The sequence below is a fragment of the Gammaproteobacteria bacterium (ex Lamellibrachia satsuma) genome (genome assembly GCA_019623805.1).
GTDB lineage: Bacteria > Pseudomonadota > Gammaproteobacteria > Chromatiales > Chromatiaceae > QGON01.
The window spans coordinates 2182527-2195691 of sequence record CP053680.1 but is presented as its reverse complement, the minus strand read 5'-3'; the positions used below and the strand labels follow the sequence as shown (position 1 = coordinate 2195691).

At 49.7% G+C, this 13165-nt stretch carries 18 protein-coding genes; 8 read left to right on the top strand and 10 right to left on the bottom strand.

Features of this window, described 5'->3' with window-relative positions; all coding sequences use genetic code 11:
• Positions 1–53 precede the first annotated feature (53 nt).
• The 4 genes from HPY30_09485 (at position 54) to HPY30_09470 (ending at position 3058) form a co-directional block, all read left to right on the top strand.
• Positions 54–758, top strand: coding sequence for a hypothetical protein (locus tag HPY30_09485; protein QYZ66202.1), 705 nt, complete (start codon positions 54–56; stop codon positions 756–758).
• Positions 759–824: 66 nt separating this feature from the next.
• Positions 825–1163, top strand: a complete 339-nt coding sequence (locus HPY30_09480; GenBank protein QYZ66201.1) for a P-II family nitrogen regulator — start codon at positions 825–827, stop codon at positions 1161–1163.
• Between the two features lie 21 nt (positions 1164–1184).
• Positions 1185–2483: an ammonium transporter gene (locus HPY30_09475; GenBank protein QYZ66200.1), complete on the top strand. Its 1299-nt coding sequence runs from the start codon at positions 1185–1187 to the stop codon at positions 2481–2483.
• 113 nt (positions 2484–2596) lie between these two features.
• Positions 2597–3058 (top strand): DUF4124 domain-containing protein, encoded by a 462-nt coding sequence (locus HPY30_09470; GenBank protein ID QYZ66199.1) that lies wholly within the window; start codon positions 2597–2599, stop codon positions 3056–3058.
• 30 nt (positions 3059–3088) lie between these two features.
• Here the strand turns inward: HPY30_09470 and HPY30_09465 are convergent, their stop codons facing one another.
• The gene (locus HPY30_09465; protein QYZ66198.1) at positions 3089–4144 is read right to left on the bottom strand and encodes a GGDEF domain-containing protein; all 1056 of its coding nucleotides are present in this window, start codon (positions 4142–4144) and stop codon (positions 3089–3091) included.
• Between the two features lie 241 nt (positions 4145–4385).
• On the opposite strand from HPY30_09465, the gene polA reads away from it, so the two are divergent.
• Together polA and HPY30_09455 are read left to right on the top strand one after the other, a co-directional pair.
• Positions 4386–7100: a DNA polymerase I gene (gene polA / locus HPY30_09460; protein ID QYZ66197.1), complete on the top strand. Its 2715-nt coding sequence runs from the start codon at positions 4386–4388 to the stop codon at positions 7098–7100.
• A gap of 5 nt (positions 7101–7105) precedes the next feature.
• Positions 7106–7273, top strand: a complete 168-nt coding sequence (locus HPY30_09455; protein QYZ66196.1) for a hypothetical protein — start codon at positions 7106–7108, stop codon at positions 7271–7273.
• Between the two features lie 24 nt (positions 7274–7297).
• On the opposite strand, the gene HPY30_09450 is transcribed toward HPY30_09455, so the two are convergent.
• From HPY30_09450 to HPY30_09435, 4 genes are all read right to left on the bottom strand, one after another.
• On the bottom strand, positions 7298–7918 hold the full coding sequence (locus HPY30_09450; GenBank protein QYZ66195.1) for an NADH-quinone oxidoreductase subunit F: 621 nt from the start codon (positions 7916–7918) through the stop codon (positions 7298–7300).
• Between the two features lie 112 nt (positions 7919–8030).
• Positions 8031–8264: an ATP-binding protein gene (locus tag HPY30_09445; GenBank protein ID QYZ66194.1), complete on the bottom strand. Its 234-nt coding sequence runs from the start codon at positions 8262–8264 to the stop codon at positions 8031–8033.
• A 309-nt stretch (positions 8265–8573) separates the two neighbouring features.
• On the bottom strand, positions 8574–9116 hold the full coding sequence (locus HPY30_09440; GenBank protein ID QYZ66193.1) for a hypothetical protein: 543 nt from the start codon (positions 9114–9116) through the stop codon (positions 8574–8576).
• A 157-nt stretch (positions 9117–9273) separates the two neighbouring features.
• A complete protein-coding gene (locus HPY30_09435) occupies positions 9274–9909 on the bottom strand; it encodes a LysE family translocator (protein QYZ66192.1) in 636 nt (211 codons plus the stop codon).
• Positions 9910–10204: 295 nt separating this feature from the next.
• On the opposite strand from HPY30_09435, the gene HPY30_09430 reads away from it, so the two are divergent.
• Positions 10205–10399 (top strand): type II toxin-antitoxin system VapB family antitoxin, encoded by a 195-nt coding sequence (locus HPY30_09430; GenBank protein QYZ66191.1) that lies wholly within the window; start codon positions 10205–10207, stop codon positions 10397–10399.
• Positions 10396–10797 (top strand): PIN domain nuclease, encoded by a 402-nt coding sequence (locus tag HPY30_09425; protein QYZ66190.1) that lies wholly within the window; start codon positions 10396–10398, stop codon positions 10795–10797. The genes HPY30_09430 and HPY30_09425 overlap by 4 nt, the downstream gene beginning before the upstream one ends.
• Positions 10798–10917: 120 nt before the next feature.
• Here the strand turns inward: HPY30_09425 and HPY30_09420 are convergent, their stop codons facing one another.
• The 5 genes from HPY30_09420 to HPY30_09400 form a co-directional block, all read right to left on the bottom strand.
• A complete protein-coding gene (locus tag HPY30_09420) occupies positions 10918–11178 on the bottom strand; it encodes a YdeI/OmpD-associated family protein (GenBank protein QYZ67981.1) in 261 nt (86 codons plus the stop codon).
• Between the two features lie 106 nt (positions 11179–11284).
• A complete protein-coding gene (locus HPY30_09415) occupies positions 11285–11704 on the bottom strand; it encodes a DUF1801 domain-containing protein (protein ID QYZ66189.1) in 420 nt (139 codons plus the stop codon).
• Positions 11705–11776: 72 nt separating this feature from the next.
• On the bottom strand, positions 11777–12250 hold the full coding sequence (locus HPY30_09410; protein ID QYZ66188.1) for an acyl-CoA thioesterase: 474 nt from the start codon (positions 12248–12250) through the stop codon (positions 11777–11779).
• A gap of 110 nt (positions 12251–12360) precedes the next feature.
• Positions 12361–12624 carry a TfoX/Sxy family protein gene (locus HPY30_09405; protein ID QYZ66187.1) on the bottom strand — a complete coding sequence of 88 codons (264 nt, stop codon included), beginning with the start codon at positions 12622–12624 and terminating at the stop codon, positions 12361–12363.
• Positions 12611–13027, bottom strand: a complete 417-nt coding sequence (locus tag HPY30_09400; GenBank protein ID QYZ66186.1) for a glyoxalase — start codon at positions 13025–13027, stop codon at positions 12611–12613. Before HPY30_09400 ends, HPY30_09405 begins: the two co-directional genes overlap by 14 nt.
• Positions 13028–13165: the final 138 nt, after the last annotated feature.

Sequence of the window (13165 nt, the reverse complement as noted above, 5' to 3'; positions counted from 1 at the left end):
CAGACACTGCACCGAATTGATTAATTTTAGAAACCTAGAGTGAGGAAACGAACATGAAGATGAATAAAATCGCCTTGGCCTGCGGTGCAGTTATGCTGAGCATGTCTGGCCTGTCCGTTGCGGACAATGAGTTCAGCATGAACATTGGCGTCACGAGTAACTATATCTGGCGCGGCGTGACTCAGACAGATGACGGCGCAGCTGTTTCCGGCGGCGTGGACTACGCTCACGGCAGCGGTTTCTACGCTGGCGCATGGGCTTCCAACGTTGACTGGAGCACAGTTGACGGTGCCGGTGCAACAACTCCCAGTCCAGTCAGTTATGAACTCGATCTCTATGGCGGTTATGCCGGTGAGATCGGCGACTTCGGCTACGACGCAGGCCTGATCTACTACACCTATGATGACACTGCAGACTCCAATTTCCTCGAACTCGGTTTGAGCGGTAGCTGGAAATTCCTCTCCGCAGGTCTGAACTACACTCTCAGCGGCCAAGCCGATGACGACACCGGCCTCTACGTCAGTGGCGACATGTACTACTACGCTGGCGTGAGTTTCGACCTGCCCCAGGATTTCAGCATCGGCGGTACTGTCGGCAAGTATGACTTCACCAACAGCAGCGATGATGACTACACCCACTACCAGGTCGACGTGAGCAAGACCGCCGGTGACTACGGTGATGTCAGCCTGAGCCTTGCGGATACAGACATGGATGGCTCCGACATTAAATTCTTTGTCTCCTGGAGTAAGTCCTTCTAATTCAGGCCTGCATCATAACCCACGGCCCGCCCACTGGCGGGCCGGACGAATTAAGGTGAAACACTCATGAAAATGATTTCCGCAATCATCAAGCCCTTCAAGCTCGATGACGTTCGAGAGGCACTCTCTGAGATCGGCATCGCCGGCATCACGGTAACCGAAGTCAAAGGTTTCGGGCGCCAGAAAGGTCACACAGAACTCTACCGCGGCGCTGAATACGTGGTGGATTTTCTGCCCAAGATCAAGATCGATATCGCCGTTGACGAGTCTGCGGTTGACCAAGTGGTCGATGCGGTCACCAAAGCCGCCAAAACAGGCAAGATCGGCGATGGCAAGATCTTTGTCATGCCCGTCGAGCAGGTGGTCCGTGTACGCACGGGCGAAACCGGCCCGGACGCACTCTAGGTCAATTGAGAGGTTAAGCAGATGGAAAATCAGATTTTCGAACTACAGTACGCCCTGGATACCTTTTACTTTCTGGTGATGGGTGCGCTGGTGATGTGGATGGCAGCAGGGTTTGCCATGCTTGAAGCGGGTCTGGTTCGGGCCAAGAATACGACCGAAATTTTGACCAAAAACGTGGCGCTTTTCGCCATCGCATGTACCGCCTACCTGGTTGTCGGTTACGACCTCATGTATGACGGCGGCCTCTTCCTGAACGCCATTGCGCTGGATGGAGCGGAGAGTGCGGATGCGTTGACCGCGACCGTGCTTAAAGAGTCAGCCGAAGCCGGTTTTGGTGGTGATTCGGTCTATTCAAATGCCTCCGATTTCTTCTTTCAGGTAGTGTTCGTGGCGACGGCTATGTCTATCGTCTCAGGCGCTGTGGCTGAACGGATGAAATTGTGGGCCTTCCTGCTCTTCGCCGTCGTGATGACCTCGGTCATCTATCCGATGGAAGGCGCATGGACCTGGGGCGGCCAGTCGGTCTTCGGCCTCTTCAGCCTGGGCGATGACTTTGGCTTCTCTGACTTTGCCGGCTCCGGCATCGTGCACCTGGCCGGTGCCTCTGCAGCCCTTGCAGGTGTGCTTTTGCTGGGCGCTCGAAAGGGCAAATACTCTGCCGATGGCCGAGTGAATCCGATCCCTGGCGCCAACATGCCGATGGCAACCCTGGGCACCTTCATCCTCTGGATGGGCTGGTTCGGTTTCAACGGTGGCTCTGTGCTCAAGCTGGGTGATGTTGCCAGCGCCAACTCTGTTGCCATGGTCTTCCTCAATACCAATGCGGCGGCTGCCGGTGGTGTGGTTGCAGCAATGCTCGTGGCACGCATGCTGTTTGGCAAGGCGGATCTCTCGATGATTCTGAATGGCGCCTTGGCTGGACTGGTTGCGATTACCGCAGAGCCCTCCACCCCGACTCCTTTGGTGGCAACACTGATTGGTGCAGTAGGTGGCGCGTTGGTGGTCTTCTCCATCATTACCCTGGACAAGCTGAAGATCGATGACCCGGTGGGTGCGATCTCCGTTCATGGTGCGGTGGGCATGTGGGGCCTGCTGGCTGTGCCGCTAACCAATGATGGCGCAACCTTTATAGGTCAGCTCGTCGGCCTGTTGACGATCTTTATCTGGGTATTCGGTGCGAGTTTTGTGGTTTGGATGATCATCAAGATCGTGATGGGTATCCGAGTCAGCGAGGAAGAGGAGTATGAAGGCGTGGATATCGGCGAGTGCGGTATGGAAGCCTATCCCGAGTTCACCGGCTCCCGCGGCTCAGGTTTGTAACGAATAATAACGATTATCTCTCTATTTCAGGGCGCCTCTGGCGCCCTTTTTTATGTCTCGAAAAAATACATTCGTGGTAATCTTGAGTATCAGGCAGATAGGGAAAGCGGCAAATGGGACATATCTCTCAGTGGACAGTCGGTTTTATTGTCGGTCTGCTGATCATCCCCTGCACCCAGGCTGGCATCTATAAATGGGTGGATGAGGCGGGGCGAACTCACTACAGCGACCGTCCCATAGCCGAAAACCGGCAGGAGATAGAGTTACGCACTTCACCCGGTAACGGCACCCCACCTCCGATCCGCAACGACAGGAAGGCGACCCGGCAGCGCATGCTCGACATCTATCGTGAAGAGCGGGCGGCACGCAAAGAGGCGAAGAAGAAAGCACAGCAGAAAAAAACCGAACGCACGGCTCGCTGCAAAGAAGCCCGTTCAAGGCTGGAGAGCTACACAACCGCCGGCAGCATTTACGATTACACCGAAGAGCATGGACGGCGCTATTTCAGCTATGAGGAGAGAGCCCGATTCATTGAGCAGTTAAAGGCTGATGTGGCGCAATGGTGCAGAAAGTAACCACCATCCGCCGCACCCCCTCGAACTGACTCAATGAATCAAGGTCTCGGTTTCGCTGACAATACGATTTCGACCACTCTCCTTGGCGTGATAGAGGGCCTGATCGGCCCGCTCAATAAGTGACTCCCGCGAATCACCCGGATGCAGACAGGAGGCACCCATCGAGACCGTAATACCGGGTAACTTCTCCTTCGTACTACGTCTGACCAACACCAACTTACTGATGGCCTCATGGAGCTTTTGCGCTACCTCCATCGCCTTATCCAGACCTGTACCCGGCAGTACCACGGTAAACTCCTCTCCGCCAAAACGCGCCGCGACATCCACGTTCCGCACGCCTTGTTGCAGGGCCATACTCACCCGCCGGATAACCTCATCCCCGATTAAATGGCCGAAATTGTCGTTAAAACGTTTAAAATGGTCGATATCCACCATCAACAGGCTGAGCGGAGCTTCCTTGCTGGCACCTCGTTCGATCATAGAGTCGAGCTGTTGCGACAGAGCGTTACGATTGTAAAGCCCGGTCAGAGAATCCCTGCTGGCCTGATCCTGCAGCTGTTTGACCTGGCTCTTGAGGTCAGAGGTATCCTTCTCAACGGATTCGAGCTGATCGCGCATCGATTGATTGGACGATATGGCCTTTTTTGTGGCTGTCAGCAAATTTCCGGCGATCTCCTTCAATCCGGCCATGTCGACATCCCCTTTCAACTCTTCTGTCTGAGCCTCAAGCACCTTGCCGAAATCAGCTGCACCTGAGCAGGCGCCGGAGACGCCCTCCAACACCTTATAGAGCAGATTGTGCAGATCGGCGATATGTTCACCCATCTTTTCATCCGACTGTCCCATAAAATGGGTATCAAAAAACTCCCTAAGGTAGTGCGCATCAAGATCCCTTCCTTTATCCAGATGCGATTCGATCTCCAGATTCAACTCCGGCTTGCGGCCGGCATCATACTCATAGGCAATCGCGTAACAAATTGGATTTGGCGAAATTCCATGTCGCTCGAGAAAATCAAGCGCTGCAGCATGATGCTGTTGCGCTTTGTCCGGCAGATCAATGTGAAAGCAGGGCATGAGTTCAGACATAGTGTTACCTAATATTTTTTTAATAGTGATGAAGGTATACGGCGAAACGCAGGCAACAGGGGGAGGGTAATATCCCGCGATCAAACATGGCATCGGCAGGGTTGTTGCTATCTTTAGCAATAAATCACAAAAATCCCATTTCGATCATACATCGCTGCTCCGCTCTCTTTGCAAAGGCCCGGCGACAAACAGGCGGCAGATCGGCTAACATCCCCTCTCTTCCCCACCACGACGACAAACCATGACATCCAGTAAACCCTTCATCCTGATCGACGGCTCCTCCTATCTGTTTCGTGCATTTCACGCACTGCCGCCGCTAGCTAATTCAAAGGGTGAACCCACCGGGGCAATCGTCGGCGTGCTCAATATGCTGCGTCGAATTATCGACGACTACAGCCCGGAATACATTGCCGTGGTCTTCGACGCCCCTGGCGGCAGTTTTCGTAACCAGCTCTACAGTGAGTACAAGGCGCACCGTCCACCGATGCCGGAAGACCTGCGTGTGCAGATCGAACCTCTGCACGACATCATCCGGGCCATGGGGCTACCGCTACTGATGATCGAAGGCGTGGAGGCGGACGATGTCATCGGCACCCTGGCGCAACAAGCCACTGACCTGGGCCTGGAGACGCTGATATCCACCGGCGACAAGGACATGGCCCAACTGGTCAACGCGCATGTCAGCCTGGTCAATACCATGTCTGAGACCTTCTCCGACCGTCAGGGCGTGATGGACAAATTTGGCGTCACACCGAAACAGATCATCGACTATCTGGCACTGGTGGGGGACAGCGCGGACAATATTCCCGGCGTGCCGAAGTGCGGTCCCAAAACCGCCGCCAAATGGCTTGCCGCCTACGGCGATCTCGACAATCTCATGGGCCACGCCGACGAGATCAAAGGCAAGATCGGCGAAAACCTGCGCAACAGCCTCGACTTCCTGCCCCTCTCGCGCACCCTCACCACCATCAAGCTGGACGTGCCGCTGGAACTTGGGCCGAAGCAGTATCTGCCGACCCCACCGGATACCGGGCGGTTGCGCGAACACTACACCCGCATGGAGTCCTCCCGGCTGCTCTCCACGCTGGAAAACCGTGACACGCCCGCGGAGGTGAAACCAGCCGTTATTGAACAGCACACCATCTTCGAGCAGCACTATGAGACCATCCTGACAAAGGCCGATTTCAACGATTGGCTAATACAACTTCAGCAAGCGGATCTTTTTGCCTTCGATACCGAAACCACCAGCCTCGACTATATGCTGGCGGAGATCGTCGGCGTCTCCTTTTCCATCGAACCGGGCCGGGCCGCTTATGTCCCGGTTGCCCATAGCTGCCCCGGCACACCACAACAGCTAGACCGTGAGTGGGTACTCACTCAGCTAAAGCCGCTGCTGGAAGACCCGACGCGAGCAAAGGTAGGTCAGAACCTGAAATATGATATGAGCGTGCTGGCCCGCTACGACATCGAACTGCGCGGCATCGCCTTCGATACCATGCTCGAATCCTACGTCTGGGACTCCACCGCCACCCGCCACGACATGGACTCGCTGGCAAAAAAGTATCTGGGGCATGAGACGATCCACTTCGAGGATATCGCCGGAAAGGGCAAGAAACAGCTGACGTTCGACCAGATTCCCCTCGAACAGGCGGCCCCCTACGCCGCAGAAGATGCAGACATCACGCTTCGATTGCATCAGAGACTCTGGCCAAAGATTGAAAGTGAGTCTTCACTAACACGCGTACTGCAGTCGATCGAAATTCCCCTGGTGCCGGTACTCTCCCGCATCGAACGCAATGGGGTTCTGATCGACAGGGAGATGCTTACGGCCCAGAGTCGGGAGCTCGCGGAAGGTATGCACAATCTTGAGCAGCAGGCCTATGAGGTCGCAGGGCGCCCCTTCAACATGGCTTCCCCCAAGCAGATAGGACAGATCTTCTTTGAAGAGCTGGAACTGCCGATCATCTCCAAGACCCCCAAAGGCGCCCCCTCAACCGCAGAATCCGTGCTTGTGGAACTTGCGGAGCAGGGCCATCAACTGCCAGCCCTGATCCTGGAGCATCGCGGCCTGTCGAAACTCAAATCGACCTACACTGACAAGCTTCCTGAGATGGTCAATCCCGTTACCGGACGGGTTCACACCTCCTACCACCAGGCAGTTGCCGCAACCGGCCGACTCTCATCCTCCGACCCCAATCTGCAGAACATCCCGGTGCGCAGCGAGGCTGGCCGCCGAATCCGCCAGGCATTCGTGCCCCAACCCGGCTGGAAGATGGTTGCCGCAGACTACTCCCAGATCGAACTGCGTATCATGGCCCACCTCTCTGGCGACGAAGGGCTGTTGCAGGCCTTTGCCGAAGGCAAGGATATCCATCGGGCCACCGCCGCCGAAGTGTTCGGCGAAACACTGGAAGCGGTGACCCCGGATCAGCGTCGTTCCGCAAAGGCGATCAACTTTGGTCTGATCTACGGAATGTCCGCCTTCGGACTGGCAAAACAGCTGGGAATAGAACGCAGTGCGGCGCAGGCGTATATCGACCTCTATTTCTCCCGCTATCCTGGCGTGCGGACGTTCATGGACCGCACCTGTGAGTCGGCCCATGAATTGGGATACGTCGAGACCCTCTTCGGACGCCGTCTCTACCTGCCGGAAATCAACGCCCGGGAACCGCGCAAGGCAGCCGCGGAGCGCACCGCAATCAATGCCCCGATGCAGGGCACAGCCGCAGATATCATCAAGCGCGCCATGCTCGACGTCGATGGCTGGATAGAGTCGCAGCACCCCCCGGTGAGACTGCTGATGCAGGTCCACGATGAACTGGTTGTGGAGGTAAAAGAGGATTACGTCGAAACCGCCAGCGTTATGCTGCGAGAGAAGATGGAGTCCGCCGCAGAACTTGCGGTTCCCCTGGTGGTTGATGTGGGAATCGGCAACAACTGGGATGAAGCCCACTAGTCGCCATGAAAGAACCCATCTGGAAACGCAGCCGACTGTTTCGCTATGGACTCTATTTCAGCCTTGGACTGCCCTTGCTCTGGTTCAGTCTCTATGAGGGCCTGGTTCTACTAGCACTGATCGGGTTTGTGGTGGAGTTTGCTTGTTTTCCTGGTAACGCACAAAAGCCCTGACTCCACACGAAGCCCTCTTCAGATCTACATGAACAGATTCACCTTGGAATTCTGCGCGATAGCCAGATAGGTGGCTGCACCAGCCCATTCGGAAATCTCGTCGATGAACTCATTTTTTGGCCAACCGAAGAGGTCAAACGTCATCTGGCAGGCAATAAGTTTGACGCCCTCTTCGATACAAACTTTTCGCAACTCGCTAATCGGTGCGACACCTTTGTCTGCCAGAGTCTTACTCATCATGGTTGTAGCCATGTTCTCGAATCCTGGGACATTGGCCATAACCAGGTTAGGTATCTTCCACTCTATTTCGCGAAACCACTCCGGTCCGTATGGCATTTTCATCGGCATAGCTGGATTGCCCAGTCCACTGAGTTGCAGATCCAATCGCTTTTTGAGTAGGCCCATGCCGTAGAAGGTAAAAAACATGGTGACATTCCAACCAAGTGCGCATGCCGTAGAAGCAATTATAAATGGGGGATAGGCCCAGTCCAGGGTCCCTTTTGTAACCATTATGCAAATAGAAGGGGGGTTATCAGATTCCCTGTCCGCCATCTTCTCTTCGAAGCGCACATCAAATAACGCATTGAATAGTTTGGTGTCTTTTTCAAGGAAGTTAGGTTTCTCATTTTGTGACTGTAATGACATAACAAAACCTCTCTTCTGCAAAGCAGATGAACCTCCTCCTCGGTAGCGAACACCGTATTGAACTCACTCTCCCATCTTGACGTGTTCTGTTTTACAGGCTACACACCATACATCAGAGACCGACTAACTCTCCATGTCCGTATTTTCCAGTCACGGCACTCAGCAAATCATGCGAATTGGCCTTTTCTGGACTATATCCCACGAGAAACAAATGAGCTGCCTCAACTGGATTGTGCACGCTTACAACACCATCGATATTTCGTAATACCTCTTCTATACCGGAACGCTCTTCTGCGCCTACATTTTTATCGACATGGATGGTGACATCAGCAAGTTGAATATCCATTATCAAACCTCCTTATCACATTTCTCACGATAGAATATCTTCATCATTCTTTCGTGATTACACAGTAATCAACTGTTAATCTAGCGACCTCTCTTCTACTATATTTATAGCAGAAAAACATGATTCACGGAGTTTGCAGAACCTGGAAACCAGAGGGTTCTGGCAATCTCCCAGGCCCTTCGAAGCCGTATGGAAAAGGAGTTTTAATTCTAGGAACAGTGCACTTAATTCAGCCTCTCTGCTAATTGAGCTCCCAGGAAATCCGACTGAATTTGCATTGTTCTGTGGCACTATTATCTCAAGAGTTCGTTACGCAATTACCTCAGGTAAGCCAAGCATTTCTTGGTACATTAATATATCCTTTTCAATACCATCATTACTCCAAGCTTTATATATCTTCACATTCTTTTTTTTATTCTTGTGGATTAGCCATATTGTGTAAACAATCTGGTCGAATGCACCTGAAGCTCTATTTAGTTCTTTTTTCCTTATTAATCCCTTATAGTTATTCATTGGCTCATTCCACTCACTATTCCCAAACAAATGCTTGTATTTACATAATACTGAATTCTTATTAATTATTAGCTTCCCCTTTATAAACATCTGATCCAAACCCAGCAGAAACAATATAAAACTGAAAATTACCCATGCCACGTCTACGTTTGATAAATTTGACAGCTGACTCTCCATAATTGCATTGATTGTTTCGACTATCGCTTCGAGTCCAAATATTAGTGAGAATATCATTAATGACCATGCAACCAACTTTGAGCCATGTATATTGTATTCAGCAAGAAGTTTCCTCTGATTACTTCCACCCTGTTGCCTGAGCGATATTGAATACCAGATCATTTATTTTCAAGCGCCCTTTGTTTATGGTCACATAACGTAATAATCAGCCGCCGATCAAGGAGACCGACTGAATTATCTAGCTTTTGAATATGTAGCCAATTCCAACAAACGGTTCAGATCGCGGCTTCGCGCGATCTGAACCTTATTCATTAGGTGCTTACTGGCCATCTGCACTAGTGGTTACCAATTTCAGAGCCAAACCCGCGAATACGGTGCCTGCAATTCGGTTCAGATAGACTTGGGCTTTCGGCGAGTTGTGCAACCATCCGCCCAAGGCACCCGCCAAAAAAGCTATTACGCAAAAAACCACCAAGGCGACGCAGATGAATATGCCACCTAAAAGAAATATCTGCGGCGCGATTGGGCCATGCCCAGGTGATGCGAACTGCGGTAAGAAAGCAAGGAAAAAAATCGATACCTTTGGATTGGTGATATTCATGATGATTCCGCGACGGTACAAAGCACCACTAGAACGCAGATTTGAGCTTGGTGCTTCGAGGATGCTGACCGATGCTTGGAATGCCTGCCAAGCCAAGTATGCCAAGTACAAGGCCCCCACTGCTTTCAGAACAGTAAATGCCACGACTGAAGTTTGGAATATTGCGGCGACACCCAGCGCCACAGCGATTGTATGAACGATTAACCCCGTACAAAGACCAAGCGTAACCAGAACACCTGATTTCTTACCATATAAAGCTGACTGAGTAAGTACGAAGATATTGTCCGGGCCTGGCGCAAGGCTTAGCAAAGCCGATGCGATGACAAACGCTACGATTGATTCGATTGGCATCATCTTTCCTCAGGATCTATATACACCTAACATCACATTTCAGCGGGATTTCTGAGAGCGCAGCGAAAAAATATTTCCGACTGAAAATGCCTTGTATGGTCAAATCCTTTCATTAATCTGATTAAATGGAGCCCGTAACTTGGGCAAACAAGTTACCGATCCAGTAGCCCGATGATGCCATGGTCTCACAGACCGTTAACAAGCGGGGGCACTTGTTATGTGATTGCTCCTTGACCAAGGTTTGTTTTGCGGCTTTAATGTGTAGCATAAGTTAATTTCATACACATTGGGTTTTGACATGCGTACAAACATTGTAATTGATGACGACCTCATGGCTAACGCCTTGAAAATGACTGGCTTAAGAACCAAACGCGAGGCTGTTGAGCTTGGCCTTAAGACTTTGATTAAACTAAAGAAACAAGAGAATATTCGCCGATTCAGAGGCAAGTTAACTTGGGAAGGAGATCTTGATGAGATGAGATCAGACGATTGATCTTTGTCGATTCTAGCGTTTGGATTGATTTTTTTAATGGTAATCTGTCTATTCAAACGAACAGACTTGATAGCCTGCTTGGCACGGAGCCAATAGGACTTGGTGATTTGGTTCTTATTGAAGTTCTGCAAGGCTTTAGACATGACCGCGATTATGAAACTGCAAAAGAATTATTAACTTCTCTTACCATTTTTGATTTAGGCGGCCAAGATATTGCTGTAAGGAGTGCAGATAACTTCCGCTTTCTACGAAAGCGCGGCGTGACCGTAAGAAAAACTATTGATGTAATGATTGCGACATATTGTATTAACAATAACCTTCCGTTACTCCATTCCGACAAGGATTTTGAGCCTTTTCACTTGCACCTAAACTTGCAGAATGCAATTTCTGACACATAACGCTTAGTTCAACGCTTCGCATCACCGGCAGCCAAAAGCGATGTGGCTGTAGCGTAGCAAAATTCCTGACGCTTTGCGCTATCCGCTGAATTTACTTTGTATGGTGATTGATACACATGATTACCGTTTATTCTTGCGTGATGCTGGATGCTTCATTTTCATATAAACACCGCCTACTTTTAGTTCATCGACCATTTGCTGGAGACGTTTTTCTTTTGTTTCTTGCCTTTTTGCTCTTTCTATCCAGCCAATGTAGTCATTTTGTTGGTATGCAGGACGCGATTCATAATCAGGTGCCACACCATTATTTTTCAATGCCTGCTTTATGTATTCTGGCATCTGGTATCTATCTCTTTTCAATTTGGTGAAATCTTGTGCCATATTTTTCCCTATTTTCATCCCTACGGCTAACGGTTGAACTCTGCTGCCGCCGAAGGAGCGACAGCGATGTAGGCGGGCAGCAGGAGTGACTTGTTATTTGTTCTATTCATACGCCCAGCATTGGCAGGTGTTTTCTACTATGATAGGTGAGAGATAAGCTAATGCAATGTTTTATCTCTTCAATAGGTATTTCATCATCCTCATGAAACACAATAGCTCTGTTGCCTTCAAACTTGAGTTTATCTTTGTAAAGTTCTTTGAATGTATCAACTAACTGAGTTTTACAATGAAAATACATTGCATATTGATTTGGCATTGATTCTTTCCAACCCATTCTGATTGTACTCCCGTTCCTCGTAATGTAACTTGGCTCTCCCCATTTCAGAGTTTCTTCCAATTTATTGACACCCTCTGTTACTGTTGCTGTGTCCAGAACCAGCTGACGAAGAAACAATAATCGTTCTCGAATGGATTGTGGATAATATTTGAATACTTTTGCAACATCAGGATTCTCAATTTTATCCATAACGGGCTCTATACCTTTCACATATAACGTTAAAATCAGCTACCAACGAAGGAGAGCGGCTGGCTATTTTTGTTATGTAGCATTTTTGTTTAAACGTTCGGTAACTTTCTTCATAACTTCTGTTGGTGCTATAACACCGGTCTTACTGAGTATGATTCCTCTTGATGTACCTTCGGCAACGATTTTGTTGTTTATGTGAAAAGAATGTAACATCTGAAATGATTTACCATCCAAATCGGCTACTTCCATTTTTACCTCATACTTTTGGAATGGCATCAATGGTTTTATGTACTTCATAGTGTGTTCAGTAATAATTGGCATCCACTTTTCTTTGATCATTGTTCTTGCAAGCCCAGTACGGATAAACATGTCCACTCTGGATAAATCACAGATTGTTAGATACCGACCATTATTCATATGCATATTGAGGTCGATATCATTTGGGAGAACTCGCAAGATCAATGAGTTTGTCGGCCTTTCTACTCGAAGCCTCGATTTGAAAAATGAAGCTATGAATAGTCTAAACAGTCGGAATATAAGGTTCATGAAAGATCTCTGAATTGTGTTGCACATAACGTCGCGTTTCAGCGGGATTTTGCGGCGCGCAGCAGAGCAAAATATCCGACTGGAAACGCCTTGTATGGTCAAATCGCTTGTTAGCCGACTTGTGCTTTGAGCTGCTGTTTTCTTTGCTCACCAATTTCATTCCAATGCTTGTCAGTCAAAGCGCCTTCAAATGAATATAGGTAGTAACAGACAGGCAATGCCTCATTCGGATGACTCTCCTTGATCAGACGATGTGCGCCAACAGCGCCAACTATCCTTAAATCATCTTCTGAAATAATCCCTACTTCCTTCAATCGACCGGCAATTTTCTTGCCGATATTTTTAAGGTTGGTAAGGTTTTTATTCCGATTCATAATCACTCTGATATTCTTCGGTTGGCTCAAAAGACTGAACAATGTCCAAATAAACCCCGTTCGGATCCTGGATACAGAAGTGTCGCTGCCCCCAGCCCTCAGACCGCAACTCGAGCGCGATATTAAGCGATTTCGATTTAGCTACTGCGAAAGCGGCATCTGCATCTTCTACTTCCAAGCTGAAAATGACGCCTTCGCTAATGTATGGTTTTTGAAATATTGGTGGTTGAGTGGGTTGATCCTGCAACATAAAACCAACCTGAACGCCTGACTTCGAAACTAGGTGAATATACCAATCACCCGAGAAGACAACATCAAAGCCAAGGTTCTCTGTGTAGAAGGATTTCGCTACATCGAGATCCTTAACGATAAATACGGGAAATGAGCTTTTTGGTTCGATCATGTGTGATACCTCCTTTTTTACGGCTAACGAGCTTGTCGAAAAACCAACATTTCACACGGCATCCTGCATGGAGTCGATTTTCGACAAGGCTTTTTCATTAATCGGTTAATTGATCCGTATTTTCAATCACTGCGTAGT

Bases quoted from the DNA above. Each gene is read 5' to 3' on its own strand.
- polA (QYZ66197.1), top strand. From the start codon at position 4,386: ATGACATCCAGTAAACCCTTCATCCTGATCGACGGCTCCTCCTATCTG.
- HPY30_09440 (QYZ66193.1), bottom strand. From the start codon at position 9,116: ATGATCTGGTATTCAATATCGCTCAGGCAACAGGGTGGAAGTAATCAG.
- HPY30_09470 (QYZ66199.1), top strand. From the start codon at position 2,597: ATGGGACATATCTCTCAGTGGACAGTCGGTTTTATTGTCGGTCTGCTG.
- HPY30_09410 (QYZ66188.1), bottom strand. From the start codon at position 12,250: ATGAACCTTATATTCCGACTGTTTAGACTATTCATAGCTTCATTTTTC.
- HPY30_09405 (QYZ66187.1), bottom strand. From the start codon at position 12,624: ATGAATCGGAATAAAAACCTTACCAACCTTAAAAATATCGGCAAGAAA.
- HPY30_09480 (QYZ66201.1), top strand. From the start codon at position 825: ATGAAAATGATTTCCGCAATCATCAAGCCCTTCAAGCTCGATGACGTT.
- HPY30_09475 (QYZ66200.1), top strand. From the start codon at position 1,185: ATGGAAAATCAGATTTTCGAACTACAGTACGCCCTGGATACCTTTTAC.
- HPY30_09445 (QYZ66194.1), bottom strand. From the start codon at position 8,264: ATGGATATTCAACTTGCTGATGTCACCATCCATGTCGATAAAAATGTA.
- HPY30_09430 (QYZ66191.1), top strand. From the start codon at position 10,205: ATGCGTACAAACATTGTAATTGATGACGACCTCATGGCTAACGCCTTG.
- HPY30_09435 (QYZ66192.1), bottom strand. From the start codon at position 9,909: ATGATGCCAATCGAATCAATCGTAGCGTTTGTCATCGCATCGGCTTTG.
- HPY30_09420 (QYZ67981.1), bottom strand. From the start codon at position 11,178: ATGGCACAAGATTTCACCAAATTGAAAAGAGATAGATACCAGATGCCA.
- HPY30_09485 (QYZ66202.1), top strand. From the start codon at position 54: ATGAAGATGAATAAAATCGCCTTGGCCTGCGGTGCAGTTATGCTGAGC.
- HPY30_09455 (QYZ66196.1), top strand. From the start codon at position 7,106: ATGAAAGAACCCATCTGGAAACGCAGCCGACTGTTTCGCTATGGACTC.
- HPY30_09400 (QYZ66186.1), bottom strand. From the start codon at position 13,027: ATGATCGAACCAAAAAGCTCATTTCCCGTATTTATCGTTAAGGATCTC.
- HPY30_09415 (QYZ66189.1), bottom strand. From the start codon at position 11,704: ATGGATAAAATTGAGAATCCTGATGTTGCAAAAGTATTCAAATATTAT.
- HPY30_09450 (QYZ66195.1), bottom strand. From the start codon at position 7,918: ATGTCATTACAGTCACAAAATGAGAAACCTAACTTCCTTGAAAAAGAC.
- HPY30_09465 (QYZ66198.1), bottom strand. From the start codon at position 4,144: ATGTCTGAACTCATGCCCTGCTTTCACATTGATCTGCCGGACAAAGCG.